At 67.1% G+C, this 23,828-nt stretch carries 25 protein-coding genes; 14 read left to right on the top strand and 11 right to left on the bottom strand.

What is annotated here, in order from left to right:
- Positions 1-72: 72 nt before the first annotated feature.
- The 8 genes from pqqB to EVC45_RS20300 all read right to left on the bottom strand — a co-directional run bounded on the left by pqqB (position 73) and on the right by EVC45_RS20300 (position 8,608).
- Positions 73-987, bottom strand: coding sequence for a pyrroloquinoline quinone biosynthesis protein PqqB (gene pqqB, locus EVC45_RS20335; RefSeq protein WP_129960037.1), 915 nt, complete (start codon positions 985-987; stop codon positions 73-75).
- Positions 984-2,030: an alpha/beta fold hydrolase gene (locus tag EVC45_RS20330; protein WP_129960036.1), complete on the bottom strand. Its 1,047-nt coding sequence runs from the start codon at positions 2,028-2,030 to the stop codon at positions 984-986. Before EVC45_RS20330 ends, pqqB begins: the two co-directional genes overlap by 4 nt.
- Positions 2,027-2,611, bottom strand: a complete 585-nt coding sequence (locus tag EVC45_RS20325; protein ID WP_373683042.1) for a cytochrome b — start codon at positions 2,609-2,611, stop codon at positions 2,027-2,029. Before EVC45_RS20325 ends, EVC45_RS20330 begins: the two co-directional genes overlap by 4 nt.
- Positions 2,612-2,690: 79 nt before the next feature.
- A complete protein-coding gene (locus EVC45_RS20320) occupies positions 2,691-3,527 on the bottom strand; it encodes a formylmethanofuran dehydrogenase subunit C (protein WP_129960034.1) in 837 nt (278 codons plus the stop codon).
- Positions 3,524-4,495 carry a formylmethanofuran--tetrahydromethanopterin N-formyltransferase gene (gene fhcD, locus EVC45_RS20315; RefSeq protein WP_129960033.1) on the bottom strand — a complete coding sequence of 324 codons (972 nt, stop codon included), beginning with the start codon at positions 4,493-4,495 and terminating at the stop codon, positions 3,524-3,526. Before fhcD ends, EVC45_RS20320 begins: the two co-directional genes overlap by 4 nt.
- 10 nt (positions 4,496-4,505) lie before the next feature.
- Positions 4,506-6,200, bottom strand: a complete 1,695-nt coding sequence (locus EVC45_RS20310; protein ID WP_129960032.1) for a formylmethanofuran dehydrogenase subunit A — start codon at positions 6,198-6,200, stop codon at positions 4,506-4,508.
- Positions 6,197-7,564: a formylmethanofuran dehydrogenase gene (locus EVC45_RS20305; RefSeq protein ID WP_129960031.1), complete on the bottom strand. Its 1,368-nt coding sequence runs from the start codon at positions 7,562-7,564 to the stop codon at positions 6,197-6,199. The genes EVC45_RS20310 and EVC45_RS20305 overlap by 4 nt, the downstream gene beginning before the upstream one ends.
- 294 nt (positions 7,565-7,858) lie before the next feature.
- The gene (locus EVC45_RS20300) at positions 7,859-8,608 is read right to left on the bottom strand and encodes a HisA/HisF-related TIM barrel protein (RefSeq protein WP_129960030.1); all 750 of its coding nucleotides are present in this window, start codon (positions 8,606-8,608) and stop codon (positions 7,859-7,861) included.
- Between the two features lie 14 nt (positions 8,609-8,622).
- Between EVC45_RS20300 and EVC45_RS20295 the strand changes: the two genes are divergently transcribed.
- The 3 genes from EVC45_RS20295 (at position 8,623) to EVC45_RS20285 (ending at position 11,548) form a co-directional block, all read left to right on the top strand.
- Positions 8,623-9,690, top strand: a complete 1,068-nt coding sequence (locus EVC45_RS20295; RefSeq protein ID WP_129960029.1) for an ATP-grasp domain-containing protein — start codon at positions 8,623-8,625, stop codon at positions 9,688-9,690.
- On the top strand, positions 9,687-10,796 hold the full coding sequence (locus EVC45_RS20290; protein ID WP_129960028.1) for a hydantoinase/oxoprolinase family protein: 1,110 nt from the start codon (positions 9,687-9,689) through the stop codon (positions 10,794-10,796). Before EVC45_RS20295 ends, EVC45_RS20290 begins: the two co-directional genes overlap by 4 nt.
- A 161-nt stretch (positions 10,797-10,957) precedes the next feature.
- Positions 10,958-11,548 carry an aspartate kinase gene (locus tag EVC45_RS20285; RefSeq protein ID WP_129960027.1) on the top strand — a complete coding sequence of 197 codons (591 nt, stop codon included), beginning with the start codon at positions 10,958-10,960 and terminating at the stop codon, positions 11,546-11,548.
- Between the two features lie 14 nt (positions 11,549-11,562).
- Here EVC45_RS20285 and EVC45_RS20280 read toward each other — a convergent pair whose 3' ends face one another.
- From EVC45_RS20280 to pqqA, 3 genes are all read right to left on the bottom strand, one after another.
- On the bottom strand, positions 11,563-12,306 hold the full coding sequence (locus EVC45_RS20280; protein WP_129960026.1) for a (5-formylfuran-3-yl)methyl phosphate synthase: 744 nt from the start codon (positions 12,304-12,306) through the stop codon (positions 11,563-11,565).
- 24 nt (positions 12,307-12,330) lie between these two features.
- A complete protein-coding gene (locus EVC45_RS20275; RefSeq protein WP_129960025.1) occupies positions 12,331-12,930 on the bottom strand; it encodes a DUF447 domain-containing protein in 600 nt (199 codons plus the stop codon).
- 105 nt (positions 12,931-13,035) lie between these two features.
- Entirely contained in the window at positions 13,036-13,203 is a 168-nt protein-coding gene (pqqA, locus tag EVC45_RS46795; RefSeq protein ID WP_248295196.1) for a pyrroloquinoline quinone precursor peptide PqqA, read from the bottom strand.
- On the opposite strand from pqqA, the gene EVC45_RS20265 reads away from it, so the two are divergent.
- The 11 genes from EVC45_RS20265 to EVC45_RS20215 all read left to right on the top strand — a co-directional run.
- Complete coding sequence (locus EVC45_RS20265) at positions 13,202-13,495, top strand: hypothetical protein (RefSeq protein ID WP_129960024.1); 294 nt, start codon at positions 13,202-13,204, stop codon at positions 13,493-13,495. The genes pqqA and EVC45_RS20265 overlap by 2 nt on opposite strands.
- A 129-nt stretch (positions 13,496-13,624) precedes the next feature.
- Positions 13,625-15,124 carry a form I ribulose bisphosphate carboxylase large subunit gene (locus EVC45_RS20260; RefSeq protein ID WP_129960023.1) on the top strand — a complete coding sequence of 500 codons (1,500 nt, stop codon included), beginning with the start codon at positions 13,625-13,627 and terminating at the stop codon, positions 15,122-15,124.
- Between the two features lie 124 nt (positions 15,125-15,248).
- Positions 15,249-15,677 carry a ribulose bisphosphate carboxylase small subunit gene (locus EVC45_RS20255; RefSeq protein ID WP_129960022.1) on the top strand — a complete coding sequence of 143 codons (429 nt, stop codon included), beginning with the start codon at positions 15,249-15,251 and terminating at the stop codon, positions 15,675-15,677.
- Positions 15,678-15,729: 52 nt separating this feature from the next.
- Complete coding sequence (gene cbbX / locus EVC45_RS20250) at positions 15,730-16,704, top strand: CbbX protein (RefSeq protein ID WP_129960021.1); 975 nt, start codon at positions 15,730-15,732, stop codon at positions 16,702-16,704.
- A 27-nt stretch (positions 16,705-16,731) separates the two neighbouring features.
- A complete protein-coding gene (locus EVC45_RS20245) occupies positions 16,732-17,835 on the top strand; it encodes a class 1 fructose-bisphosphatase (RefSeq protein WP_129960020.1) in 1,104 nt (367 codons plus the stop codon).
- A gap of 109 nt (positions 17,836-17,944) precedes the next feature.
- Positions 17,945-18,817 (top strand): phosphoribulokinase, encoded by an 873-nt coding sequence (locus EVC45_RS20240; protein ID WP_129960019.1) that lies wholly within the window; start codon positions 17,945-17,947, stop codon positions 18,815-18,817.
- 56 nt (positions 18,818-18,873) lie between these two features.
- Positions 18,874-20,925, top strand: a complete 2,052-nt coding sequence (tkt, locus tag EVC45_RS20235) for a transketolase (RefSeq protein WP_129960018.1) — start codon at positions 18,874-18,876, stop codon at positions 20,923-20,925.
- 50 nt (positions 20,926-20,975) lie between these two features.
- The gene (gene fba, locus EVC45_RS20230) at positions 20,976-22,013 is read left to right on the top strand and encodes a class II fructose-bisphosphate aldolase (protein ID WP_129960017.1); all 1,038 of its coding nucleotides are present in this window, start codon (positions 20,976-20,978) and stop codon (positions 22,011-22,013) included.
- Between the two features lie 22 nt (positions 22,014-22,035).
- Positions 22,036-22,746, top strand: a complete 711-nt coding sequence (rpe, locus tag EVC45_RS20225; RefSeq protein WP_129960016.1) for a ribulose-phosphate 3-epimerase — start codon at positions 22,036-22,038, stop codon at positions 22,744-22,746.
- Positions 22,747-23,185: 439 nt separating this feature from the next.
- Positions 23,186-23,377: a PAAR domain-containing protein gene (locus EVC45_RS47950; RefSeq protein ID WP_373683046.1), complete on the top strand. Its 192-nt coding sequence runs from the start codon at positions 23,186-23,188 to the stop codon at positions 23,375-23,377.
- A gap of 65 nt (positions 23,378-23,442) precedes the next feature.
- Positions 23,443-23,828: transposase family protein (locus EVC45_RS20215; RefSeq protein ID WP_129960014.1), on the top strand; the 386-nt coding region annotated here is incomplete at its 3' end.

Here is a 23,828-nt window from a genome sequence, read left to right as displayed (position 1 = left end):
GCCGTCTCCGTTTTATCGTCGTTCACAGCCGAGCCTCGCTACCGCATCTCTCCGTACTCTTCACCGCGCACTTCAAAGCTCGAAGCTCATTCCGTCGTAGGCGACCTCGATCCCATGCTCGCCCAGCATGCGCCGCTCGGGGCCGTCTTCGATCAGGATCGGATTCGTATTGTTGATATGGATCAGCACTTTGCGCTTCGCGCCGAGCGAATCGAGCGTTTCGATCATGCCGCCCGCGCCGCTCTGCGGCAGATGGCCCATATCTGCCGAGGTCTTCTTCGACAGGCCGAGGCGGATCATTTCGTCGCCGGTCCACAGCGTGCCGTCGACCAGCAGCAGATCGGCCTCGCGCATCGCCGCGAGCACGTGCGGCTCGATCGCGCCGAGCCCCGGCGCGTAGAACACGCGCTGGCCCGATTGCAGGTTCGTCAGCACGAGCCCGATGTTGTCGCCGCGCTCCGGCGCGTTGCGATGCGGCGAGTACGGCGGCGCCTTGCTCGACAGCGGCAGTGCGTCGATGCGGATGCCGGGCAGCGCGTCGACCGCGAGCGGCGCACCGTCGAGCGCGATGCGGCGATGCTCGACACCGCAGTAGTGCGACAGGATCGGCGCGACCGGAAAGCCCGAGCGCAGGTCTTGCCAGACCGCATCGGTCGCGTACAGCGGCAGCGGCGTGTCGCGTTCGCGCAGCATCAAGAGGCCGGTCACGTGATCGATCTGCGCGTCGATCACGAGTACCGCGGCAATGCCGCTGTCGCGCGCGCGCCGCGCCGGCTGAAGCTCGGGATGCGCGGCGATCTGCGCGAGCAGATCGGGCGATGCGTTGACGAGCAGCCAGTCCTCGCCGTTCGCGCTGAGCGCGATCGACGACTGCGTGCGGCGCGTCGCCTTCACCGTGCCGCGCCGCACGCCATCGCAATTGCGGCAATTGCAGTTCCACTGCGGAAAACCGCCGCCCGCCGACGAGCCGAGTACCTTGATCTTCATGCCGCGCGACGCATGTTGGAGCGCCCCTCTTCGTCGGTGGGAGTAAATATCATGGCGAGCGCGTGCGCGACGCGTGCGTGCAGCGCGGGGTCGCTCGCCAGATGACCCGCCGCGCTCACGGACTCGACGCGCGCCGAAGGCACCGCGCGCGACAGACGCCGCAGATTGCCGCGCGGACACACCGGATCGCGCGCGCCGTGCACGGCCGCGATCGTCACACCGGCCGCGGCCGCGCGGCGCGCGAGCGACAGCAAACGCGTTTCGCCGAGCCAGCAGTCATGCGCGAGGTAGTGCGCCTGAATCCGGTATTTGCCGATCAGCTTGCGGGTGTGGCGTTGGGAGTCGTGTGCGTTGCGCGGTTCTCCGCGTCGTCGGGCGGCACCTCGCGATGATGTGCTCGCGAGTACCGCGTTTTCATAACCACGCCACGCGATCGCGAGCCGTAGTTGCCGTGCTTCGTTCGCGCCGTACTGCAAGCTCGCGTTGCATCGCGCGGCCAGCGTCGCGGGTCGCTTGCAGCGTGCAGCGGCACGCAGTGTCGACCACGCACGCGGCGCACGCTTGCGTGAGCCGACGAACAACCCGCGCACTTCACGTGCGGAGGTCAGAAACAGGCCGCGCAGCACGACGCCCGTCACCGACCGCGGACACTGCCCCGCGTACGCGAGCGCGAGCGCCGCGCCCCACGAGCCGCCGAGCACGCCCCAACGCGCGAAGCCGAGCCGCGCGCGAATCGCTTCGAGATCGGCGATCAGATAGTCGGTGCGGTTGTGGCGCACGCTGCCGTGCGGCGTCGACGCACCGGTGCCGCGCTGGTCGATCAGCACGACGCGAAAGCGCTGCAGATCGAAGAGCCGCAGCGCGCCGGGCTGACTGCCGCTGCCGGGGCCGCCATGCAGCACCGCGACCGGCACGCCGTCCGGAGCGCCGGCTAGCGCGTACCACACGCGATGGCCATCGCGCGTGCGCAGCGTATGGGTTTCGAGCGCGGCGGCTGCCGGCGCTGGGCGTGATCCACTGCGCGATGAGCTTCGCGTCGTCATGGCAGCATCCTCGCGAGCAGGTTGTCGCGATCGATCCACTGATGCTTGAACGCGCCCGCCACGTGCAGCACGATCAGCGCGATCAACACGTAGCCGATCGCCTGGTGAAGGCCGAAGAACAAACCGCGCAGATGCGCGTCGTCCCAACCCCACTTCGGCAGCAGGATGCCCCAGAAGCGCGTGCCGTAGCTGTTGAACGACGAGCCGAGATATCCGGCAAGCGGCATCGCCACCATGCCGACATATAAAAGACCCTGCGTAATGCGCGCGGCGGCGCGTTGCCACGGTGGCATCGGCGGCAGCGGAGGCCGGTGAAGGACCAGCCGCGCGACGATGCGCAAAAGCACCAGCAGGAAAACCGTCAGTCCGAGCGACTTGTGCAGATTGATCAGCGTCGCTTTGACAGGCAAGCCCTTCGGCAGTCCGACCATATAGAGGCCAAGCGCGAGCAGTCCCAGGATGCCGAGCGCGATCAGCCAGTGCAGCGCGATCAGCAGCCCCGCATAGCGCGGTCCGCCGGCACCGGCATGCGCGTTGACGTCGATATCAGGCTTCGCGTTTGGAGAATCCGCTGTCGTCATGCCCTGTCTCCATGCAACATCGTGGCGGGACGTTTCTTCTTTTCCGAACACCGTTTCAGTCCTGGCTGACATAGTTGCCTCAGCCGGCGATCAGTATTTCGCCGCGACCGTCGACCGCGAGGTCGCCCGTAAAACGAACCGGCAGACGGTCCGCGCGCCACTGCGAAAACGGCGCGATTTCGGTCGCGAGACTACGTATGAGCAATGACCAGAATACGTCGAATCCGTGGCCGCCGCCGGTGAATGTCAAGGGCGGCAGGGGCTCGGGCCGTTGCGCGAGCAGCAGCGTGCCGCGCCTCATTGCATAGGCATAATGTGCGCCCAAATGCCCCGCCACGCCGACGGTGCCCGCCACCAGCCGCGACGCCGCGAAGTCGCCCGCGTTGCCGCCGACCAGCACGAGGCCGCGGCGCATCCGGTCGGCGAGCCGCGCGCCCGCGTTGCCGTGGATCGTCAGCGTGCCGCCGCTCATGCCTTCCATGTCGCCCGTCAGCGCGCCGGCGGCGAAATCGCCGCTGTCGCCGCGCACCGTCACGCGTCCGCCGCGCAGTTCGCAAGCGGTGAAGTGGCCCGCGTCGCCGTCGATTTGAAGCAAGCCGCCGCTCATCCTGAAGCCGCTGTAGTCGCCGACCGAACCGCGCGCGACGAGCCGCCCGCCGTCCATCTGCGCGCCGAGCCGGTCGAGCCACCGCCCTGCGCCGTCGATCAGCAGCGTGGCCAGGGCGTCGCCGGACCCAGGCGCGTCATCGCGCGAAACCTCGAACACGTCGCCGACCGCGCAGCGCTCGTTGCCGGCCGGCAGCACGACGCGCTCGATCTCGGCCACGCTCATGCCGGCCAGCGCCGCCGGCGACAGCGCGGTCGCGTCGACACGAAAGCCGGGCGGCGCCTTCACGCGCAACGTGGTCGTGCTCATGCGCGACTCCCGTTGAGTCCCGCCGCCAGCTCGCGCAAATGAAAGTGGTACGGGCCGAGCTTGCCGCCGTAGTTGCCCGCCGAAATGCGCAGCACGCCGGCCGCGCGGCCGAGCCCGGCGGCTGCGCCGATACCGGCTGTCATCGCCGCACCGACGTCGGCGTCGGTCAGACCGTCGATGACGATCTCCAGCACGCAGCCCACCTCCGCGCTCAACTCGCTGCGCGCCGCGAGACCGATCAGGCTGGGACAGAACGCGTCGTTGGTCGACGCGGTCGCGCCCGCATACTTCGAGCCGATCTTCGAGCCCGAGCGCACGATGCCGCCGGGAAAAGGCGTGATCACGTTCGGCAGCCGGCGCATCGCGGCGACGGCGGCTTCGGCGGCGGCAAGCGCGGCGTCGAGGTCGCGCGCGAGCAGCAGCAGGTTGCCGCCGCCGACGGCCTTGACCGTCGCCGCCGTGTCTTCGCAGACGAACTCGCCGTCCATCACCGGCACGCGCCAGTAACGCGTGGGGCCGTTGCCCGTGTCGAGCATCTTTGCGATCTGCCAGCCGTCGCCGAAAAAGCGCAGCCCACTGCCGAGCGGCGCCGGGTCCGACAGCGGCGCGCGGCTCGTGGCCGGATCGATGCCGCCGTAGACGGCCGTGCTCGGGCAGGTGAGCACGCACTGGCCGACGCGCCGCCCGATCTGCTTCGCGAGCTCCTTCGACGACACCGCGAACAGCAGCACCGCGACGCCGGGCCGGCCGTCGGGCGTTGCATCGGGAGCGAGCGTGCGCTCGACGCCCGCCTCGCAGCCGCAGCCGATCACCGAGGTCGCGAAGCCCGTCAGCGAGTTCGCCGCGTGCATCGCCCAGGTCGGCGTGTGCGCGGTGATCACTAGCCGGGTCGCCTTCATCGGAAAGGCTTCGGCGAAGGTCGCATCGATCGCGGTGCCGTTGATTTCGAGCGGGGCGGGAGCGTTCATCGTGGCCGCGTCAGGTTAGACATTCGACGGGTAACAGCCGTCCGCCGCGGCAGCAGCGGCAGGCTTCGTCGTTGCTGATCGCGGCGTGCGCGAAGTTGCTCGCGAGATGCGCGTCGCTATACGCGCGCAGCATTTTCTCGACACCGCGATCGAACTCCGGCGCGACGAAATGGATACCGCCCGTCGGCGTCGCCACCAGCGTGCCGTCGCGCGCGACCAGCTCGCCGTCCTTGAACACATAGGCCGGCGACGTGAACATCCGCTCGCGGTCCGGCTCGTCGCGATAGACGGCGATGTCCGCCGCCGCGCCCGCGCCGAGGTGGCCGCGATCGCGCAGACCGAGCAGACGCGCGGGACCGGCGCGCGTGATGATCGCGATCTCGTACAGCGAGAATTCGCGCTTGAGTTCGGGCAGCGCGCTCGCGACCTGCGCTTCGGGATGCAGCTTCGCAAGCTGCTCATCGCGAAACGGCTTGTCCATCAGCAGGCGGATCAGATGCGGATAGCTCGTGAACGGGCCGCCGTTCGGGTGATCGGTAGTCATCGCGACGCGCCACGGGTCGTCGACCAGCAGAAAAATTTCGAGGCCGATGATCCATTGCAGCGCGTTCACGTAGCTCTGCTCGCGATAGCGGAACGGCACCACGCCGCAGCCCGCGTCGCACTCGATGTCGCCGACCACCCACTTGTGCGGTCGCGCGAGCGGCGCGTTGCGGAACTGCATCATCGTGTCACCCGAGGCTGTGACGGTCTGTCCGAAGATGATCTGGCCGACGTCGATCGACACGTTCGAGCGCGCGTTCACGGCTTCGGCAATCTGCCGCGCGCCCGACGAAAACTTGCGCGGCCCCTCGGTGCCATAGCTGTGAAACTGGATATGCGTCAGATGGATCGGCAGACCGTCGGCGGCGTCCATCGTCGCGATCGTCGACGCGAGGTTGCCGGGCACGCCGAGGTTGCTCGTGTGCACGTGCAGCGGATGCGGCACGCGCAGTTCGGTCAGCGCGTGCGTCAGCGTGCGCAACACGTCGCGCGGCGTGATGCCGTAATGCGCGTGCGCCTCGTCGATGTCGAGCGAGCGCTGGTTGAACTTGAACGCCGAGATGCCGCCCGGGTTCACCACCTTGACGCCGAGTGCCTTGCTCGCGTCGATGGTCCAGCCGACGTAGTCGCGCAGACGTTCGAAGTCGTCGCGCGCGGCCAGCATTTGCAGGAACAGTTCGTCGTTGCCGAGCATCACGTACGCGCCGTGATCGATGATCGGCGTGTCGCCCATTTCAAGGTGCGTGTGGCGCGCGTTCGACGGCATCATCGCCGGCTCGAACGCGGCCGTGTAGCCCATTTCGGCGTAGCGGTAGCCGGTCGCAAGCGTGCCCGGTGTGCAGACGCCGCATGAAGGCAGCCGCAGGTAGCGGCCGTTGTCGTCGCGCGCGGCTTCGTAGGCGGCCTCGCCCGGCGCATCGGCTCGATGGTCCTCGGGCAGCAAGAGCCGCGACAGATTGGTCTTGCCACCGCCTATATGCGAATGCAGGTCGATGCCGCCCGCCATCACGATCATGCCGGTCGCGTCGTACTCGCGATCGGCGGGCGTGGTCGCCGGCACGTCGACGATGCGGCCGTCGCGGAACGTCAGATCGCGGCGCTCGCCGTTGACGTTGTTGGCAGGGTCGAACAGCGTGCCGCCCTTGAGCCGGACGAGGGTCATGGCTGGTCCTCGCGCGAATTCAGTAGGTCGCTCAGTCGCTCGTTAAGCTTCGCGGCAATCGACGCCACCGGCTCCAGCGCAGCACCACGCGCAGCGGTGAGCGGCATCACGACCGTCCCGTCGACGCGAAACAGATGGCCGCCGCTATCGATGCCCGGCGTCGCGACCGGCACGAACACGGTGTTCGCGCCACGCGCCCTGGCGGCCTCCGCGAGCGCCGGATGGCCGAGCACGATCAGCGGAAGGGCGGGATCGAGCGACGCGGGCCACGCTTGCGGTGCAAAGCTCGCGATCCATAGCAGCGCGTCGACTTCGCGTTCGGCGAGGAGGCGCGCCGTGCGATAGCGGTACGGATCGTGATCGAGCGGCGCGCTGCCGGTGACGCGCGCGGGCATCGACACGCGCGTGCGCAGCGGCAAGCCGGACAGCCACGTGACGGTCTGATTGGCCGTCAACGCGCCGTCGTCGCCGCCGAGTGGGAGGCACGCCGCGCGCGTCTTGCGATTCGCGGCCTTGACGATCCGGTTCAACGCTTCGATCAGCAGCGCCGCATGCGGGGACGGCAGTGCGGCCGGTTCGTAGACGACCACCGTGTAGTGCGCTTTGGCGATGCGGTCTTGCAATGACGCGAGTGCGGTTGCCGCGTCGGCGCCGTGGCTCAGCGCGGCCGCGTCACGTCCTTCGGCGAGCGCCGACCACAGCGCGAGCGTGTCGTACGGATCGGCATCCGCCAGCAGCGTGCCGACGCGCGTTTGAGCGAGGCCGGCCGCGGCCGGGTCCGCTTCGCAGCCGATGAAGACCAGCTCGCGCGCGAGTTCGGTGCCCGCCAGCGCGCGCGTGAAAAAGCGCGGGTAGCGCCGCGATGGCTGACAGCCGAAAAACACCAGCAGGTCGGCGCGCGCGCGCACTTCGGAAAGCGTCGTGAAGAGCGAGCCGCGATCCTGCAACGCGAGCGTCGCGGGTGTCAGCGCATCGCCGTGCAGATGATCGAGGATCGCACCGCAGGCGGCGGCGAGCGGATACAGCGCGCGGGCGCCGGCGACGTCGGTGGCGAGGCCGCCGAATAGCGGGCGGCGCGCGTTCGCAAGCAACCGCGCGGCGCTCGCCAGCGCGGCATCGAGGTCCACTTCGTTGCCGTCGACCACGCATCCGCATTGCGCGTCCGTCGCGCGGTAATGGGCGAGCGCGTTAGCGAGCCGCGAACATTCGGTGTCCGGTACATCGAGCGTGCCGTCGTCGTGGCAAGCCGCGACCAGGTCGTCGCACAGCAGAGGGCAGAACGGACAGATCCAGTCGCGTGTCAGCGCCGCGGCGCGCGTGGCGCTAGGGCTCGGGGGCGAAGGATCGATGGAGGGGCTGTGCATGGGGCAGGTTTAGCAAGCTCCATGCCGATTTTCGACCACGCGTCGGCTGGCAGGTACCCCGCTGAAGCGAGCCGCGCGTACGGTCGTGCTGCTTTGCGTTCAGCGGATGAATACGCGCGACGCGCATGCGGCAAGCGTGCCCGATCGTGCGTCGGCGCGCGTGTTCAAAGCTCTGCTGCGCCATACAAAATGTGTGCCGTTCTGGAGCAGAGTGTCACACGCAAACTGTCCGGCTTGTGTTCCGTTTACTGACAGCGCTGTCACGGAGCATGGCATGGAAATTGTATGGAAGGCCTACGCGGAATCGGAATGCGCGCAGTCGATCTGCCGATCGTGCAGCGCGGACGCCACCAGCCATGCGCTTGCGCCAGTGGCGGCCGCGGCGGCCAGATCGTCGCGATTGCGGATGCCGCCCGCGCCGATCAGCGTGGTGTGTGCGCCGGCTTGCGCGCGCAGGCGTTCGAACGTCGCGAGATCGGGTCCGGCATAGCTGCCGACCTGATCGAGCGTCATCGCGATCACGCGCGACGGCCACCACGCCGACGAGCGATCGAGTGCGGTCGCGGCGAGCAGTTCGCCCGCGCGATGATCGAGCGACAGGATCGGCGCGAGGCCGGCGCGCTGAGCCGCGTGCAGCGCGTGGAGGTCGCGCAGCGTCTCCGAGCCGAAGACCGGCACGAGGTTCGCGAGGTGAGAAGCGGCAGCAGGGTGGTCGTGCTGGGCAACAGCGTGGTCGATGCGCTCGAACAGCGCGCGCATCGACGCGTAGTCCGCAAAGCCCGCGTCGAGCCATAGCTCGATGCCGGGCAGCGCGACGCGCAACGCGGCGAGCGTCGACGCATGCGCGCCGCGCTGCAGGATGGCGCCGAGATCGGCGATATAGAGCGTGCGTGCGCCGCTGGCTTCGAGCAGCGCGCGGGCGGTGGCAAGTGGGTCGCTCGTCGCGACGAGGCGGGACTGGATGGGCCGATAGGCGCTCCGCTCGCCGCGCACCGCGCGCACGACCTGACCGTCGAGCAGATCGAGAACAGGTATCACCTGCATAGGGGCGCTTTCCTTTGACCAAGATCTTTGTCTACGAGTATCTCACCGGCGGGGGCATCGACCCCGAGCTCGCCGCCGCGGGCAGTCTCGCCGATTTGAGCGCGCTGATCGTCGAAGGACGCGTGATGCGCGACGCGCTGGTCGCCGCGCTGCGTGAACTCGACGGCGTGCACGTGAGCTTCGCGACCTCGCGCTTCGAAACGCCAGAGGCGGGCGCCGCTCATTGTATGGCCGCACCCGGCGAATCGATGACGGCCTTCGTCGCGCGCGCGGCGCGCCAGCACGATTACGCGTGGATCGTCGCGCCGGAATGCGACGGCCTGCTGCTGCGCTTTCACGATGCGGTCGGCACCGCGCGCTGGCTCGGCTGCGCGAAGGAGGCGATCCGCGTCGCGTCGAGCAAGAGCGCGACCGCCGCGTGTCTTGCCGCGCACGGGATTGCGACGACGCCGGCGCTGGAACCGGGCGATACGACAGTGGAACGCGCGGCGCAACACGCGGCGCAGCATGCAGGCCGCTGGGTCGTCAAACCGGACGACGGCGCGGGCGGTCTCGACACGATCGTGTACGGGCGCTTCGCCGATGCCTGCGCCGAATACGACGCGCGCGCGGCGGCCGGGCGCAATCCGGTGCTGCAGGCGTGGGTGGACGGCGAGCCGTTGAGCCTGTCGCTGATCTGCCGTGGCGACGCCACCAAGCTCCTCAGCATCAACCGTCAGCAGATCGGGCTGAGTGGCGGCGACGCGTCGGGTGAGGTTGCGCGGATCGTCGAGTTCGACGGCGTGCTGGTCGATCAGATCGACCAGCACAGCGACATGGGCCGCGCGCTCGACACGCTCGCGCATCGCGTCGCGCGCTCGATCCCGGGTTTGCGCGGCTTCGTCGGCATCGACGTCGTATGGCATCCGCAACGCGGCCCGGTCGTGATTGAAGTCAATCCACGTTTGACGGTCGCTTATGCGGGGCTGTCGGCGGCGCGCGGCAGCGGCCTGACGCGCGCGCTGCTGGCCGCGCATGGCGTGCGCATCGAGCGCTGCGGCGCGCCACGCGCCACTTCGCCGACGCTCGAGGTGCGCCCTTGAGCCCCGCCCGTTCGAGCCCGGCGGCGCGGTTCGGCTGGGACGTCGGCGGCGCGCATGTGAAGGTGTCGCTGGTCGACGGCGGCGGCGCCGTGCTCGACGTCGTGCAATGGCCGTGTCCGCTGTGGCAGGGACTCGATCATCTGCATCGCACGATCGACCTCGTTTTCGAGCGCTGGCCGCAGGCCCGCACGGACGCCGCGCAGCATGCGGTGACGATGACCGGCGAAATGGTCGATCTGTTCGCGGATCGCGCCGAAGGCGTGCGCGCGATCGTGGCCGCGCTCGCGCAGCGGCTCGGTTCATCACTGCGTTTCTATGCCGGCGACGCCGGCTGGCTCGCCGCCGACGATTGCGCGGCCGGCTGGCGTCACGTCGCGTCGGCGAACTGGCTCGCGACCGCGAATTGGGTCGCCACGTGCATGGCGAACGCGTTGCTCGTCGACATCGGCAGCACCACCACCGACATCATTCCGATCGTCGACGGCCGCGTCGTCGCGCGTGCCGCGACGGATGCGGGCCGGCTCGCGAGCGGCGAGCTCGTGTATCACGGCGTCGTGCGTACGCCGTTGTGCGGCGTCGCGCATCGGATCGAATTCGGCGGCGCCAAGCTCAACGTGATGAACGAATGGTTTGCGACGACCGCCGACGTCTACCGGCTGACGGGCGAACTGGACCCGCTGCACGACGTGCAGCCGAGTGCCGACCAGGGGCCGAAGACGCCGGCGGCGAGCCGCGTGCGGCTCGCGCGGATGATCGGGCACGATGCGCGCGACGCGTCGGACCTCGAATGGCTGCAGTTTGCGCAGCGCTGGCGCGCGCTGCAGCTGCGCGAAATCGGCGCGAATCTGATGCGGGTGGTTGCCGCGCAGCCGGCGCTCGTAGCCGCGCCGCTGGTGGGCGCCGGCTGCGGCCGGTTCCTCGTCGCCGCCCTGGCGCGCGACGAGGCGCGCGGCTATATCGACTTCGGCGCGTTGGCGGGCGTGCCCGATGCTTGCGCGGCATGGGCGGCGACCTGCGCGCCGAGCGTGGCTGTCGCGCTGCTGGCGGCGCGCGAACCGGCAGCGCAGCGGCGAGGCGTTCGTGGCGTCGCCGCGCGCGCGGCATGAATTGACAGGCGTGCCGCCCGAAGACGTGGCGCGCCAGCGCACCGGTAGCGCAAAGAGGCAGAGTGGCGACGATTGGACGAGCGGGACAAATTCGGTGATGAACACGGTTGCGCAACGACGCGACCCGGCCGGGCACTCAACTGGACGCGAGGGCAACTGTCATGTGGGTGGTCAAGATCGGAGGCAGCCTGAGTCACGACCCGGCACTGCGCCACTGGCTCAGCGAGCTATGCGAAGTCGGCGGCGGACGCGTCGTGATCGTGCCCGGCGGCGGCGATTTCGCGGACAAGGTGCGCCAGTACCAGGGCGAGTGGAACTTCGACGATCTGGCCGCGCACAACATGTGTCTGCTCGCGATGACGCAATACGCGCTGCTGATGCAGGGCGTCTCGCCCGAATTGGTGATCGCGTCGAGCGAGGCGAAGATTCGCCGCACGTTGCGCGATGGTCATGTCGCCGTGTGGGTGCCGACCGCGCTGATGCGCGATACGCCCGACGCGATGAGCAACTGGGACACGACCTCGGACAGCCTCGCCGCCTGGCTATCGACGATGCTCAACGCGGAGCGGCTGGTGGTCGTCAAATCCTGTCCGATCGCCGCCGACGATCCGCTCGAAACGCTGGCCGCGTCGGGGGTGGTCGACCGCAAGTTCGTCGACTACGTGAGCGATGCGAATTATGTGGTCGAACTGCTCGACAAGAGCAACGTCGCGCTGATGCGCGACCGTTTGCTGAATATTCCGGTGATGTGATCGATGGCTAAAGCCTAGAGCCGCGTCGCGTTCGTCGAGCCCGGCAACGGCGCGCCGCCGTCGACGCGAAGGTCTCCGGCCGGCCGATGCAACGCGCTCGCCCATTGCGCGACGCGTTCGGGATCGAGCCGCGAGCGGCGCCCGTCGGCGCACAGCGCGGTGCGAAAACCGGCCACGTCGGGCGCCAGCGCGCGGATCTGCGGCAGCTGCGCCCAGCCTAGCGAGCCCGCGATGCCCACCATCGCGCCGCGCTGGCGCGCGAGCCGCAACCAGCGCCCGAGCGATTCGGCATCGACGTGGTCGAACAGCGTGCCGCCGTCCTTGCTCGCGGTGTCGAACATCAGGCCGGCAAAGCCGAGCGCCGCGGTGTGGCTGACCAGTTCGTCGTCCATGCCGCCGTCGCACAGCAGCACCGGCACGACGGTGGCCGGCAGACTCGCGAGCTGCTCGATACAGCGGCGCGCGGCCGGTCCGCGCGCGATGCCGACCTTCACATAGTCGACCCCGGCGTCGCTGACGTCGATCACGCGCGCGGCGATCTCGTCGAACGCGTCGGCCGGCAAGTCGCCGATCGCCGCGCTGATTGGCTTGACCGGGTAGCGCGCGCGCAGCTGGCGCGCGATGTTCGTAATGGCGCCGATCGGCAGGCCGCCGAGCGCGCCGTCGTTCGGCTCCTTGAGGTCGATCAGCTCGGCGCCGGCGCGTGCGGCGTCGAATGCTTCGTCATCCGAGCGGACGCTCGCGAGCAATGCGGTCATCGGGGTTCTCCGCGAGAAACGGTTTCAGTGATGGGCGGAAGCGGCGGCGTAATCGGCCGCCCCTTCCAGGCTCGCGCGATGTCGCGCGATCGCGGCGACGAGCCAGTCCCATGCGGTGCGCTCGTCCTCGCCGGCGGTTTTGTCGATCGCGATCTGCAGATACGCTAATTCACGATCCACCTTGTCGGCCGGCAGCATAAAGAGCCGGCTCACCAGAATCGCGCCTTCCACGACCGCCGACTGCGCGCGGTTGAAGCCCAGGAACGGCGCGTGGTTTTCGCGGTGCACGCATTTCATCACCAGCACGGGGCGCTCGGCGTGGTCGCGCAGTTCATCAAGTTCGAGCTCGGCATGGGCCAGCGATTCGGCCAGACGCACGCTCGCGACTCGGCACGCGGCCACGGTCGGCCAATCGGTCGCGCAGTGCGTGACGCAGCCGGCGAAGATACGCACGTCGGTGGTGAAATTCAGCACGGCCGCGCGCGTCGCGACGATGTTATCGAGCGTGACCGACGGACGGAAAGGCGAAAGGATGATGCGCTCACCCTCGTAGCGCGCGCCCATCGGCGCGATATGAGGACGGCCATCGCACGCTGCCGTGGTGACGATCGTTTCGTGGATCATGGCTGGGAACGTGTGTCCCGACAGCGCCGGAAGGCCGGCCGTCAGCAGAGGTCAAACACAAACAGGAACCGCAAAGGGGCCGCGGCGTGCGGCCCTTTTGCGGGCTTAACGCGTAGCGACATACATCACGATTTCAAAACCGAGGCGTACGTCGGTGTAGCTCGGAGTCGTCCATTGCATACGTGCTTCCTCCTTCGGTTGAAACTGCGGTTGAAACTGCGGTTGGAACTGCGGTTCGAACTGCTCTGCGCCGCCGGCCCGGCGAAATTTCATGCCTGATGTCGACGGCAGCCGTCATCACGCAATCTCCATGCCCGTGCGTGTGCCGGCCGGCCAGGCGGGCGTGCATTCGAGAGCTAATACAGCGCTCAGCGAATTGCGCCGCGCCATGGCGCTCGCGCGGGTTGCCAGACGCAAGCGGCCGCGCGGTGTGGCGAAAACGAAGCAAAGTGTTCCATCGCGATTCGCTGATCCGATTGCGCTGTCACGCCTTGGCCGCCTCGCACACCAACCCATTCTGCTCCCATTCCCATTTCATGGCGTGAAAAAGAAACTAACGATGTGATAGCGATAACCGATCCATTAAGTCTGCCAAATAAAATCGTGAATTCACCTTGGGCGTGTCCGTGCCTACAGTGCAACTCAAGCGCTTCGTTCTTCCGGCAGTGCGCTTGGCCACCTTCGAGGACACGTCATGAACGATTTCAGTCAACCGCCGATCCAGCCCGAACGTCAAGCGCGCGATCCGCACAATCCGCGCGAGCGGTACGCGGCGGGCGTGATGAAATACCGCGAGATGGGTTACTGGCAACCGGATTACGAACCGAAAGAGACCGACGTGATCGCGCTCTTTCGCATCACGCCGCAACCCGGTGTCGAACCCGAGGAAGCGGCGGCCGCGGTGGCCGGCGAATCGTCGACCGCGACGTGGACGGTGGTGTGGACCGACCGGCTGACCGCCTGCGACATGTATCGTGCGAAGGCGTACCGGGTCGAGCCGGTGCCGGTGTCGCGCGCCGACGAGCCGCAGTACTTCGCGTATATCGCGTATGAACTCGATCTGTTCGAAGAGGGCTCGGTTGCGAACCTGACCGCGTCGATCATCGGCAACGTATTCGGTTTCAAGCCGCTAAAAGCACTGCGGCTCGAAGACATGCGTGTTCCCGTCGCCTATCTGAAGACCTTCCAGGGGCCGCCGACCGGCATCGTGGTCGAGCGCGAACGGCTCGACAAATATGGACGGCCGTTGCTCGGCGCGACGGTCAAGCCGAAGCTCGGTCTGTCGGGCAAGAACTATGGACGGGTGGTCTACGAAGGCCTGCGCGGCGGCCTCGATTTTCTGAAGGACGACGAGAACATCAACTCGCAGGCGTTCATGCACTGGCGCGACCGCTTCCTGTTCGCGATGGAAGCGGTGAGCCGCGCGCAGGCCGAAACCGGCGAGGTCAAGGGTCACTACATGAACGTGACGGCCGGCACGATGGAGGACATGTACGAGCGCGCGGAATTCGCGAAGGAGCTCGGCTCGTGCATCGTGATGATCGACCTCGTGATCGGCTGGACCGCGATCCAGTCGATGTCGCGCTGGGCCCGCAAGCACGACATGATCCTGCACCTGCATCGCGCGGGGCACGGCACGTACACGCGGCAACGCAATCACGGCATCTCGTTTCGCGTGATCGCCAAATGGCTGCGTATGGCGGGCGTCGATCATGCGCATGCGGGCACCGCGGTCGGCAAGCTCGAAGGCGATCCGCTGTCGGTGCAGGGCTACTACAACGTGTGCCGCGACGCGCACAACGCGGTCGACCTGTCGCGCGGCCTGTTCTTCGATCAGCCGTGGGCCGGCTTGCGCAAGGTGATGCCGGTCGCCTCGGGCGGGATTCACGCGGGACAGATGCATCAGTTGCTCGACCTGTTCGGCGACGACGCGATCCTGCAGTTCGGCGGCGGCACGATCGGCCATCCGGCCGGCATCCAGGCCGGCGCGACCGCGAATCGCGTCGCGCTCGAAGCGATGGTGAAGGCGCGCAACGAGGGCCGCGACATCCTGCAGGAAGGCCCCGACGTGCTCGAAGCCGCCGCGCGCTGGTGCACGCCGCTCAAGCAGGCACTCGATACGTGGCGCGACGTGACCTTTAACTACGCATCGACCGATACGCCCGATTTCGCCGCCACGCCGACGGCGGCCTAGCCGTGAACTGAGCCGAGCTTTTCCCGCGAGCGCTTCACGAGCGCATCCGCAACGCGGTGCCACGGCACCGCGCGGGGCACCGTTGACGCCGTTCAGAACGCGACATTCATCAACGAGGTTCGTCATGCGTATCACACAAGGAACGTTTTCATTTCTGCCCGAGCTGACCGACGAGGAAATCGGCCTGCAGATCGACTATGCGCTGCGCCAGGGCTGGGCCTGTTCGGTTGAATTCACCGACGACCCGCATCCGCGCAACACCTACTGGGAAATGTGGGGCCTGCCGATGTTCGACTTGCACGACGCCGCTGGCGTATTGCAGGAGGTCAGGGCTTGCCGCGAGGCGCGGCCGCAGCACTACATCAAGGTCAACGCGTTCGATTCGGTGCGCACCTTCGAGACGATGCGCCTGTCGTTCATCGTCAACCGGCCGGATGTGGAGCCGGGCTTCCGGCTGCTGCGCCAGGACGCGCGGGGGCGTACGCAGCGCTACAGCATGACGGGCTATGCGAGCGATCGGCCCGAGGGCGAGCGTTACGGCGCGGCGGGCTGACCCGCTGATCGCGCAATAGCGCGCACGACGACCCGCACAGCAAGGAGGAACAATGACAGACGCCGCCATCGCGGATGCACGCCCCGCTTCCGCCGCGCCCCACATCGACCTCGCGGCGCTGTACCGCGACTCGGGCATCGGCGACGTACTCGGCGAACTCGATCGCGACCTGGTCGGGCTCGCGCCCGTGAAGACGCGCATTCGCGAGGTCGCCGCGCATCTGCTGGTCGAACGCGCGCGGGCTTCGCTGGGTCTCGCGGGCGGCGCGCCGACCTTGCACATGTGCTTCTCCGGCAACCCCGGCACCGGCAAGACGACGGTCGCGCTGCGCATGGCCGAGGTGCTGCACCGGCTCGGCTACATCCGCCGCAATCATCTGGTGTCGGTCACGCGCGACGATCTGGTCGGCCAGTACATCGGCCACACCGCGCCGAAAACACGCGATGTGTTGAAGCGCGCGATGGGCGGCGTGCTGTTCATCGACGAAGCGTACTACCTGTATCGCCCGGAGAACGAGCGCGACTATGGCCAGGAAGCGATCGAAATCCTGCTGCAGACGATGGAGAACCAGCGCAGCGACCTGGTCGTGATTCTGGCCGGCTACGCGTCGCGGATGGAAGTGTTCTTCGAGAGCAATCCCGGTTTCCGTTCGCGCATCGCGCATCACATTACGTTTCCCGATTACGAGGAAACCGAACTGCTCGAAATCGCCGAGCGGATGCTCGGCACCATGCACTACCGCTTCGATGCGGCGTCACGCCGCGCGTTCGCCGACTATCTGGCGCGCCGCATCCGTCAACCGAATTTCGCCAACGCGCGCTCGGTGCGCAATGCGCTCGACCGCGCGCGGCTGCGCCAGGCGAACCGCCTGTTCGCTAGCGCCTTGCAGGGCGGCGAGCCGATCGACGCCGCCACGCTGACGCTGATCGACGCCGCCGACGTGCGCGCGAGCCGCGTGTTCGACGAGCCGCCGCCGTCCTCGCCATTGCCTTCCACCGCGCGCGCCGTCACGGCGCCGCCGGGCTGAATCACGACACCATCCAGGGAGAACGCCATGCAGGACGGACGCACGACACTTTCGAAGTTCCTGATCGACACGCTCGATCGCCCGCCGTGTACGGAAAGCACGCGGGACACGGCAGGACTCTCCGCGCTGCTGATCGACGTGGCGGCCGCCATCAAATCGATCTCGGCGATGCTGACCAAGGGCGCGCTCGGGGGCAACTTCGGCTCCGCGCAAACCGTCAATACGCATGGCGAGGAGCAGAAGAAGCTCGACGTCTCCACCAACGACATCTTTGTGCAGCAATGCGAGTGGGACGGCTTGCTGGCCGCGATGGTGTCCGAGGAAATGGAGCACGTGTACGCGATTCCGCCGGACTATCCGCGCGGCGAGTATCTGCTTGCGTTCGATCCGCTCGACGGCTCGTCGAATATCGACATCAACGGCGTGGTCGGCTCGATCTTCTCGGTGCTGCGCACGCGCGATCCGAACGAGGATGCGACGAGCGAAGCCGCGTTCCTGCGGCCCGGCTGCGAGCAGGTCGCGGCCGGCTACGCCGTGTATGGGCCGTCGACGATGCTGGTGCTGTCGGTCGGCAACGGCACGCACGGCTTCACGCTCGAGCGCGACATCGGCAACTTCGTGCTCACGCATTCGAACATCCGGATTCCGGAGGAAACCGGCGAGTTCGCGATCAACGCATCGAACGAACGCTTCTGGGAGCCGCCCGTGCGCCGCTACGTGCAGGAGTGCAAGGACGGCCGCAGCGGTTGCCGCGCGCGCGACTTCAACATGCGCTGGATCGCGTCGATGGTCGCGGAGGTGCATCGCATCCTGATGCGCGGCGGCGTATTCATGTACCCGCGCGATTCGAAAACGCCGGCGATGGAAGGGCGCCTGCGCCTGCTCTACGAAGCGAACCCGATGAGCTTTCTGGTCGAGCAGGCGGGCGGCCTCGCGATCACCGGCCGCGAACGCATTCTCGACGTCGCGCCGCGCGCGCTGCATGGCCGCGTGCCGGTGATTCTCGGCTCGAAGAACGAGGTTGAGCGCATCGCGCGCTATCACGGCGAATACGACCGCGGCGAGGACAAGCCGTTCACGTCGCCGCTGTTCGGCACGCGCTCGCTGTTCCTGCCGGATTTCACGGCGTGATGAGCGACTGACAGCAGGTGCGTACGGCGCCCGGCGCGCGACGCCCGGCGTGCGACGCCCGGCGTGCGACGCCCGACACAAACAACACAGTCATCCGGAGACAAACGCAATGTCAGTCAAACATCCGATCATCGCGGTGACCGGCTCGAGCGGCGCGGGCACCACCACCGTCATGAAGAGCTTCATGCATATCTTCAGACGCGAGCACATCAATGCGCAGATCGTCGAAGGCGACGCGTTTCATCGCTACGACCGCAACGGCATGCGCGCGGCGATGCAGGAGCGCGAACGCGACGGCGTGCCGAATTTCAGTCACTTCGGGCCGGAAGCGAATCTGCTCGAAGAACTCGAAACGCTGTTCACGCGCTACGGCGAAAACGGCGGCGGCCAGTTTCGCCACTATGTGCACGACGCCGGCGAAGCGCAGCTTTACAAGCAGGACGGCGGCACCTTCACGCCGTGGGAGGAGGTCGAGTCCGGCACCGATCTGATGTTCTACGAAGGATTGCACGGCGCGGCGGTGACCGACAAGGTCGATATCGCGCGGCATGCGGATCTGCTGATCGGTGTCGTGCCGATCATCAACCTCGAGTGGATCCAGAAGCTGCACCGCGATCAGACGATGCGCGGCTATACGCACGAAGCGGTGGTCGACACGATCCTGCGGCGCATGCCCGACTACGTGAACTACATCTGCCCGCAGTTCTCGCGCACGCATGTGAACTTTCAGCGCGTGCCGACCGTGGATACGTCGAATCCGTTCACCGCCCGCGAGATTCCGCAGCCTGACGAGAGCTTCGTCGTGATCCGCTTCGCGCGGCCGAAGGGCATCGACTTCCAGTATCTGCTGACGATGCTGCACGACTCGTTCATGTCGCGCCCGAACGTGATCGTCGTGCCGGGCGGCAAGATGGGACTCGCGATGCAGTTGATCTTCACGCCGATGATCCTGCAACTGATCGACCGGCGCGCGCGCGCCTGACGTTGTTCGAAGCGCACCCGGCGCATCCCGGCGTTCATTTCGCAAGGAGAGATTCGATGAGTGCAGTCGCGCAACCGCTTGACGCACCCGCCACCCGCTCGATGGCCGACGCGCTGCGCATGCTCGCGATCGATGCGGTGGAAGCCGCGAAGTCGGGGCATCCGGGCATGCCGCTCGGCATGGCCGAGATCGCGGTCGCGTTGTGGGACCGGCATCTGAAGCACAACCCGCGCAATCCCGGGTGGCCCGACCGCGACCGTTTCGTGCTGTCGAACGGACATGGTTCGATGCTGCTGTACGGACTGCTGCATCTGACGGGCTACGACCTGCCGATCGACGAATTGAAGCGCTTTCGCCAGTTGCACAGCAAAACGCCGGGGCATCCCGAAGTGGGCGTCACACCCGGCGTTGAAACGACCACCGGGCCGCTCGGCCAGGGGCTGGCGAACGGCGTGGGCATGGCGCTCGCCGAGGCATTGCTCGCGCGCGAGTTCAACCGGCCCGGGCATCGAATCGTCGATCACCGCACCTACGTGTTCGCCGGCGACGGCTGCCTGATGGAGGGCATCTCGCACGAAGCGGCGTCGCTCGCGGGCACCCTGAAGCTCGACAAGCTGACGGTGCTGTACGACGACAACGGCATCTCGATCGACGGCCACGTCGCGCGATGGTTCGCCGACGACACGCCCGCGCGCTTCGCGGCCTACGGCTGGCATGTGGTGCGCGAGGTGGACGGCCACGACGTCGACGCGGTCGATCGCGCGTTGCACGCGGCGCGCGCCACCGGCCGGCCGACGCTGATCTGCTGCCGCACGGTGATCGGCCAGGGCGCGCCGTCGAAGGCCGGTACGCACGATGTGCACGGCGCACCGCTCGGCGCCGACGAGGTCGAACGCACGCGCCGCGCGCTCGGCTGGCCGCATCCGCCGTTCGAGATTCCCGACGGGATTCGCGCGAACTTCGACGCGAGCGAGCGCGGTGTCGCTGCGGAAGCCGAATGGCGCGAGCGTTTCGATGCGTATCGCAAGCACTATCCGATGGAGGCCGCCGAATTCGAGCGACGCGTGCAGGGCAGCCTGCCCGGGCTTTGGCACGACACGGTTCGCGCGCTGCTGCGCGATGCGGATTGCGCCGCTGAATCGATCGCGACGCGCAAGGCTTCGCAAAAGGCGATCGCCGCGCTCGCGCGCAGCCTGCCGGAGCTGCTCGGCGGCTCGGCCGACCTGACCGGTTCGAACCTGACGGACTGGCCGGGCGCGGTCGACGTGCATAGCGACGAAAACGGTCTGCGCGGCGGCAACTACGTGCACTACGGCGTGCGCGAGTTCGGCATGAGCGCGGTGATGAACGGCATCGCGCTGCATCGCGGCTATCTGCCGTTCGGCGGCACGTTCCTGACCTTCTCCGACTATGCGCGCAACGCGCTGCGCATGGCCGCGCTGATGAAAACGCGTTCGATCTTCGTGTTCACGCACGACTCCATCGGCCTCGGCGAAGACGGGCCGACGCATCAGGCGGTCGAACATGCGGCGAGCCTCAGGCTGATTCCGGGGCTCGACGTCTGGCGTCCGTGCGACACCGTCGAGACCGCGCAGGCGTGGGTCAGCGCGGTCGAACGGGAGGGGCCGTCGTGTCTGTTGCTGAGCCGGCAGAACCTGCGGTTCGTCGCGCGAACCGCCGAGCAGATCGCCGCAATTGCGCGTGGCGGCTACGTGTTACGCGATTGGCCCGAGGAAGAAGGGCAGGTGCAAGCGGCGCGTGTCGTTCTGATCGCCACCGGCTCGGAAGTGTCGCTCGCTCTCGATTCAATCGCGCCGCTCGCGGCCGTCGGCGTCGCCGCGCGCGTCGTGTCGATGCCATCGACCACGACGTTCGACCGGCAACCGCGCGCGTGGCGCGACGCCGTGCTGCCGCCGGGTGTGCCGCGCGTCGCGATCGAGGCGGGCGTGCGCGCGTTCTGGCGGCAATACGTCGGGCTCGACGGTGGCGTGGTCGGCATCGATACGTTCGGCGAATCGGCCCCGGCCGCAGCGTTGTTCGAGCATTTCAGGCTGAACGCGCAGGCGGTGATCGACGAAGCGACGCGCGTCGCGGACCGTGTGCGTTGAGCTTGCCGCCCGAGCCTGAAGAGATTTCATTTCATATCGAGGAGCACGCAATGGCCTTCATCACCCTGCGGCAACTGCTGGATCACGCGGCCGAACACGACTACGGCGTGCCCGCGTTCAACGTCAACAACATGGAGCAGATTCACGCGATCATGCGCGCGGCCGAGGCGACCGACAGCCCGGTGATCCTGCAGGCGTCGGCCGGTGCGCGCAAGTACGCGGGCGAGCCGTACCTGCGTCATCTGGTGCTCGCCGCGCTCGAAGCGCACCCGGACATTCCGCTCGTGCTGCATCAGGACCACGGCGCGAGCCCCGCGGTGTGTCAGCAGGCGATCCGCTCGGGCTTCACGTCGGTGATGATGGACGGCTCGCTGCTGCCCGACCAGAAAACCCCCGCCGCCTACGACTACAACGTCGACGTGAGCCGGCGCGTGGTGGACGCCGCGCATGCGGTCGGCGTGTCGGCGGAGGGCGAACTGGGCTGTCTCGGCTCGCTCGAAACCGGCACCGCGGGTGAAGAGGACGGCGTCGGCGCGGAAGGCAAGCTGACGCGCGAGCATCTGCTGACCGACCCGGACGAAGCGCGGCGCTTCGTCGACGCGACCGGCGTCGATGCACTGGCGATCGCGATCGGCACTTCGCACGGCGCGTACAAGTTCAGCCGCGAGCCGACCGGCGACATCCTCGCGATCGACCGGATCGCCTCTATTCATGCGCGGATTCCGGACACGCATCTGGTGATGCACGGTTCGTCGTCGGTGCCGCAGGAATGGCTCGCGGTGATCCGCGAATATGGCGGCGAGATTCCGACCACCTACGGCGTGCCCGTCGACGAAATCCGCCGCGGCATCGCGCACGGCGTGCGCAAGGTCAATATCGACACCGACATCCGTCTCGCGATGAGCGGCGCGATGCGCAAGTCGCTCGCCAACGCGCGTTCGGAGTTCGATCCGCGCGCGGCGCTGAAGGCCGCCACGGCGGCGGCGAGCGCGATCTGCGTCGCGCGCTTCGAGGCGTTCGGTTGCGCGGGGCAGGCGGCGCGCATCAAGCCGCTGCCGCTCGACACGATGGCGACCCGCTACCACTAACGCCACTGGCACGGAGAACGCAATGCGCGAATTCCTGATTGCTCCGTCGCTGCTGTCGGCGGATTTTGCCCGGCTCGCCGACGAGATTCGCGACGTGACGGCGGCCGGCGCGGACTGGATTCATCTCGATGTGATGGACAACCACTACGTGCCGAACCTGACGGTTGGCCCGCTCGTGTGCTCGGCGATCCGGCCGTACACGTCGCTGCCGTTCGACGTGCATCTGATGACCACGCCGGTCGATCCGCTGGTGTCGGCGTTTGCCGAGGCCGGCGCGAACCTGATTAGTTTTCATCCGGAAGCGACGCTGCACGTGCATCGGACCATCGAGCTGATCCGTTCGCACGGCGCGCGCGCGGGGCTCGCGCTGAATCCGGCGACGCCGCTCGCGGTGCTCGATCACGTGCTGGAGATGCTCGATGTCGTGCTGGTGATGTCGGTGAATCCGGGCTTCGGCGGCCAGGCGTTTATCGCCGAAACGCTTGATAAGCTGCGGCTCTTGCGCGAGCGCGTCGACACGACGATGCAGCGCACCGGGCGGCCGTTGCTGATCGAAGTGGACGGCGGCGTGAAGGCATCGAACATCGCGCGGATCGCGGAGGCGGGCGCCGATGTGTTCGTTGCCGGGTCGGCCGTGTTCGGCGCGAGCGATCGTGCGCAGGCGATTCGCGGCATGCGTGAGCAACTGGCTAAGTTCGATGAACCCGCGCGCATGGTCGCTATGAATGGATGACGCTGCTTTTCAGCGCTTCTTCATCGTCCCGCCTGGCGCATACGATGTGCTTGAATCTTCCGCGGGCCGGTACTGATCGAAGCGCTTGCATTTCAAGTAATCCGTGTATACAAGAGCCCGCAGTTTCCTTTGGTGCTTCTGTCGATCAAGGTGCCGAGTAAATAAACGCTGGAGCAGGGTTCCAACTGTCTCTGGTAGATGTTCGACCTAAGGTTACTTGATCTTCCCCGAAACCATAACGGTTCCGCAGGCCATCCTGAGTCGCCGCTGAATCCAGCGTAAATCGCTTTTGCGGATTGAGTCGGAAATGTAGAAGAAGTCTGAACAAGGTCAAATGTCGTCAAGGTGTGTCCAATTCGCTGCAACAGCAAATACGATGAGGGCTTGATCTAAGTAATTGAAGAACGAAAGATGTCGGAATATTTCCTTGATTCGGCCTATGTCGTGCCGTCGCGTACATCTTTTGGCGCGGGCGGCAATGCGTAAAGCGGCAGTGCGGAACGGCGATCCCACGACAACACGTGGCTTTGTAATCGCCCATTCATCAACCATGTTCGATGACGGCAAGCATGTCGCACTCAGTGGCGATGAAGCGACGTGTGGGAATTGCAAGGGCGCGTGGAAGATATAGCCTCTATTGAATTTTCAGTGGGTGGTATCGTCCCGGTTTCTGGATAAACAAGACGAAGGCAGGTCATGCATAGCCAGCTGTTCGAAGCCGCATTGGGCATAAGCGATCCGTGGTTCGTGAGCGGCGTCGATTTCGACGCGGCCACCAAGCTGTTGACGATCCAGATCGACTTCACTGCGGGAAGCCGCTTCGCGCATCCTGAGGTGGCCGGAGTGCACCCTGTGCATGACACCGTCGGCAAGCGCTACCGGCACCTGAACTTTTTCCAGCATGACTGCTACCTCGAAGTGCGCACGCCGCGCGTGAAGCTGCCCGACGGCCGCGTGGCGCTTGTCGAGCCCGATTGGGCCGGCAAGCTCAGCGGCTTCACGCTGCTGTTCGAGGCGATGGTGCTCACGCTTGCCCAGCAGATGCCCTTTGCCGCTGTAGCCCGCGCCGTCGGCGAATCGTG

The organism is Paraburkholderia sp. UYCP14C, from assembly GCF_004197395.1.
In the GTDB taxonomy this organism is placed as follows: domain Bacteria; phylum Pseudomonadota; class Gammaproteobacteria; order Burkholderiales; family Burkholderiaceae; genus Paraburkholderia.
This window is presented reverse-complemented; position numbering and strand designations above follow the sequence as displayed.

Excerpts from the sequence above, each read along its gene's own strand:
- EVC45_RS20320 (WP_129960034.1), bottom strand. The coding sequence starts at position 3,527 with ATGAGCACGACCACGTTGCGCGTGAAGGCGCCGCCCGGCTTTCGTGTC.
- rpe (WP_129960016.1), top strand. The coding sequence starts at position 22,036 with ATGCGCGAATTCCTGATTGCTCCGTCGCTGCTGTCGGCGGATTTTGCC.
- EVC45_RS20275 (WP_129960025.1), bottom strand. The coding sequence starts at position 12,930 with ATGATCCACGAAACGATCGTCACCACGGCAGCGTGCGATGGCCGTCCT.
- EVC45_RS47950 (WP_373683046.1), top strand. The coding sequence starts at position 23,186 with ATGTCGTGCCGTCGCGTACATCTTTTGGCGCGGGCGGCAATGCGTAAA.
- pqqA (WP_248295196.1), bottom strand. The coding sequence starts at position 13,203 with ATGAAATTTCGCCGGGCCGGCGGCGCAGAGCAGTTCGAACCGCAGTTC.
- EVC45_RS20245 (WP_129960020.1), top strand. The coding sequence starts at position 16,732 with ATGCAGGACGGACGCACGACACTTTCGAAGTTCCTGATCGACACGCTC.
- EVC45_RS20280 (WP_129960026.1), bottom strand. The coding sequence starts at position 12,306 with ATGACCGCATTGCTCGCGAGCGTCCGCTCGGATGACGAAGCATTCGAC.
- fba (WP_129960017.1), top strand. The coding sequence starts at position 20,976 with ATGGCCTTCATCACCCTGCGGCAACTGCTGGATCACGCGGCCGAACAC.
- tkt (WP_129960018.1), top strand. The coding sequence starts at position 18,874 with ATGAGTGCAGTCGCGCAACCGCTTGACGCACCCGCCACCCGCTCGATG.
- EVC45_RS20310 (WP_129960032.1), bottom strand. The coding sequence starts at position 6,200 with ATGACCCTCGTCCGGCTCAAGGGCGGCACGCTGTTCGACCCTGCCAAC.
- EVC45_RS20305 (WP_129960031.1), bottom strand. The coding sequence starts at position 7,564 with ATGCACAGCCCCTCCATCGATCCTTCGCCCCCGAGCCCTAGCGCCACG.
- EVC45_RS20300 (WP_129960030.1), bottom strand. The coding sequence starts at position 8,608 with ATGCAGGTGATACCTGTTCTCGATCTGCTCGACGGTCAGGTCGTGCGC.
- EVC45_RS20325 (WP_373683042.1), bottom strand. The coding sequence starts at position 2,611 with ATGACGACAGCGGATTCTCCAAACGCGAAGCCTGATATCGACGTCAAC.
- EVC45_RS20285 (WP_129960027.1), top strand. The coding sequence starts at position 10,958 with ATGTGGGTGGTCAAGATCGGAGGCAGCCTGAGTCACGACCCGGCACTG.
- EVC45_RS20260 (WP_129960023.1), top strand. The coding sequence starts at position 13,625 with ATGAACGATTTCAGTCAACCGCCGATCCAGCCCGAACGTCAAGCGCGC.
- EVC45_RS20255 (WP_129960022.1), top strand. The coding sequence starts at position 15,249 with ATGCGTATCACACAAGGAACGTTTTCATTTCTGCCCGAGCTGACCGAC.
- cbbX (WP_129960021.1), top strand. The coding sequence starts at position 15,730 with ATGACAGACGCCGCCATCGCGGATGCACGCCCCGCTTCCGCCGCGCCC.
- EVC45_RS20240 (WP_129960019.1), top strand. The coding sequence starts at position 17,945 with ATGTCAGTCAAACATCCGATCATCGCGGTGACCGGCTCGAGCGGCGCG.
- pqqB (WP_129960037.1), bottom strand. The coding sequence starts at position 987 with ATGAAGATCAAGGTACTCGGCTCGTCGGCGGGCGGCGGTTTTCCGCAG.
- EVC45_RS20265 (WP_129960024.1), top strand. The coding sequence starts at position 13,202 with ATGCCTGATGTCGACGGCAGCCGTCATCACGCAATCTCCATGCCCGTG.
- EVC45_RS20330 (WP_129960036.1), bottom strand. The coding sequence starts at position 2,030 with ATGACGACGCGAAGCTCATCGCGCAGTGGATCACGCCCAGCGCCGGCA.
- fhcD (WP_129960033.1), bottom strand. The coding sequence starts at position 4,495 with ATGAACGCTCCCGCCCCGCTCGAAATCAACGGCACCGCGATCGATGCG.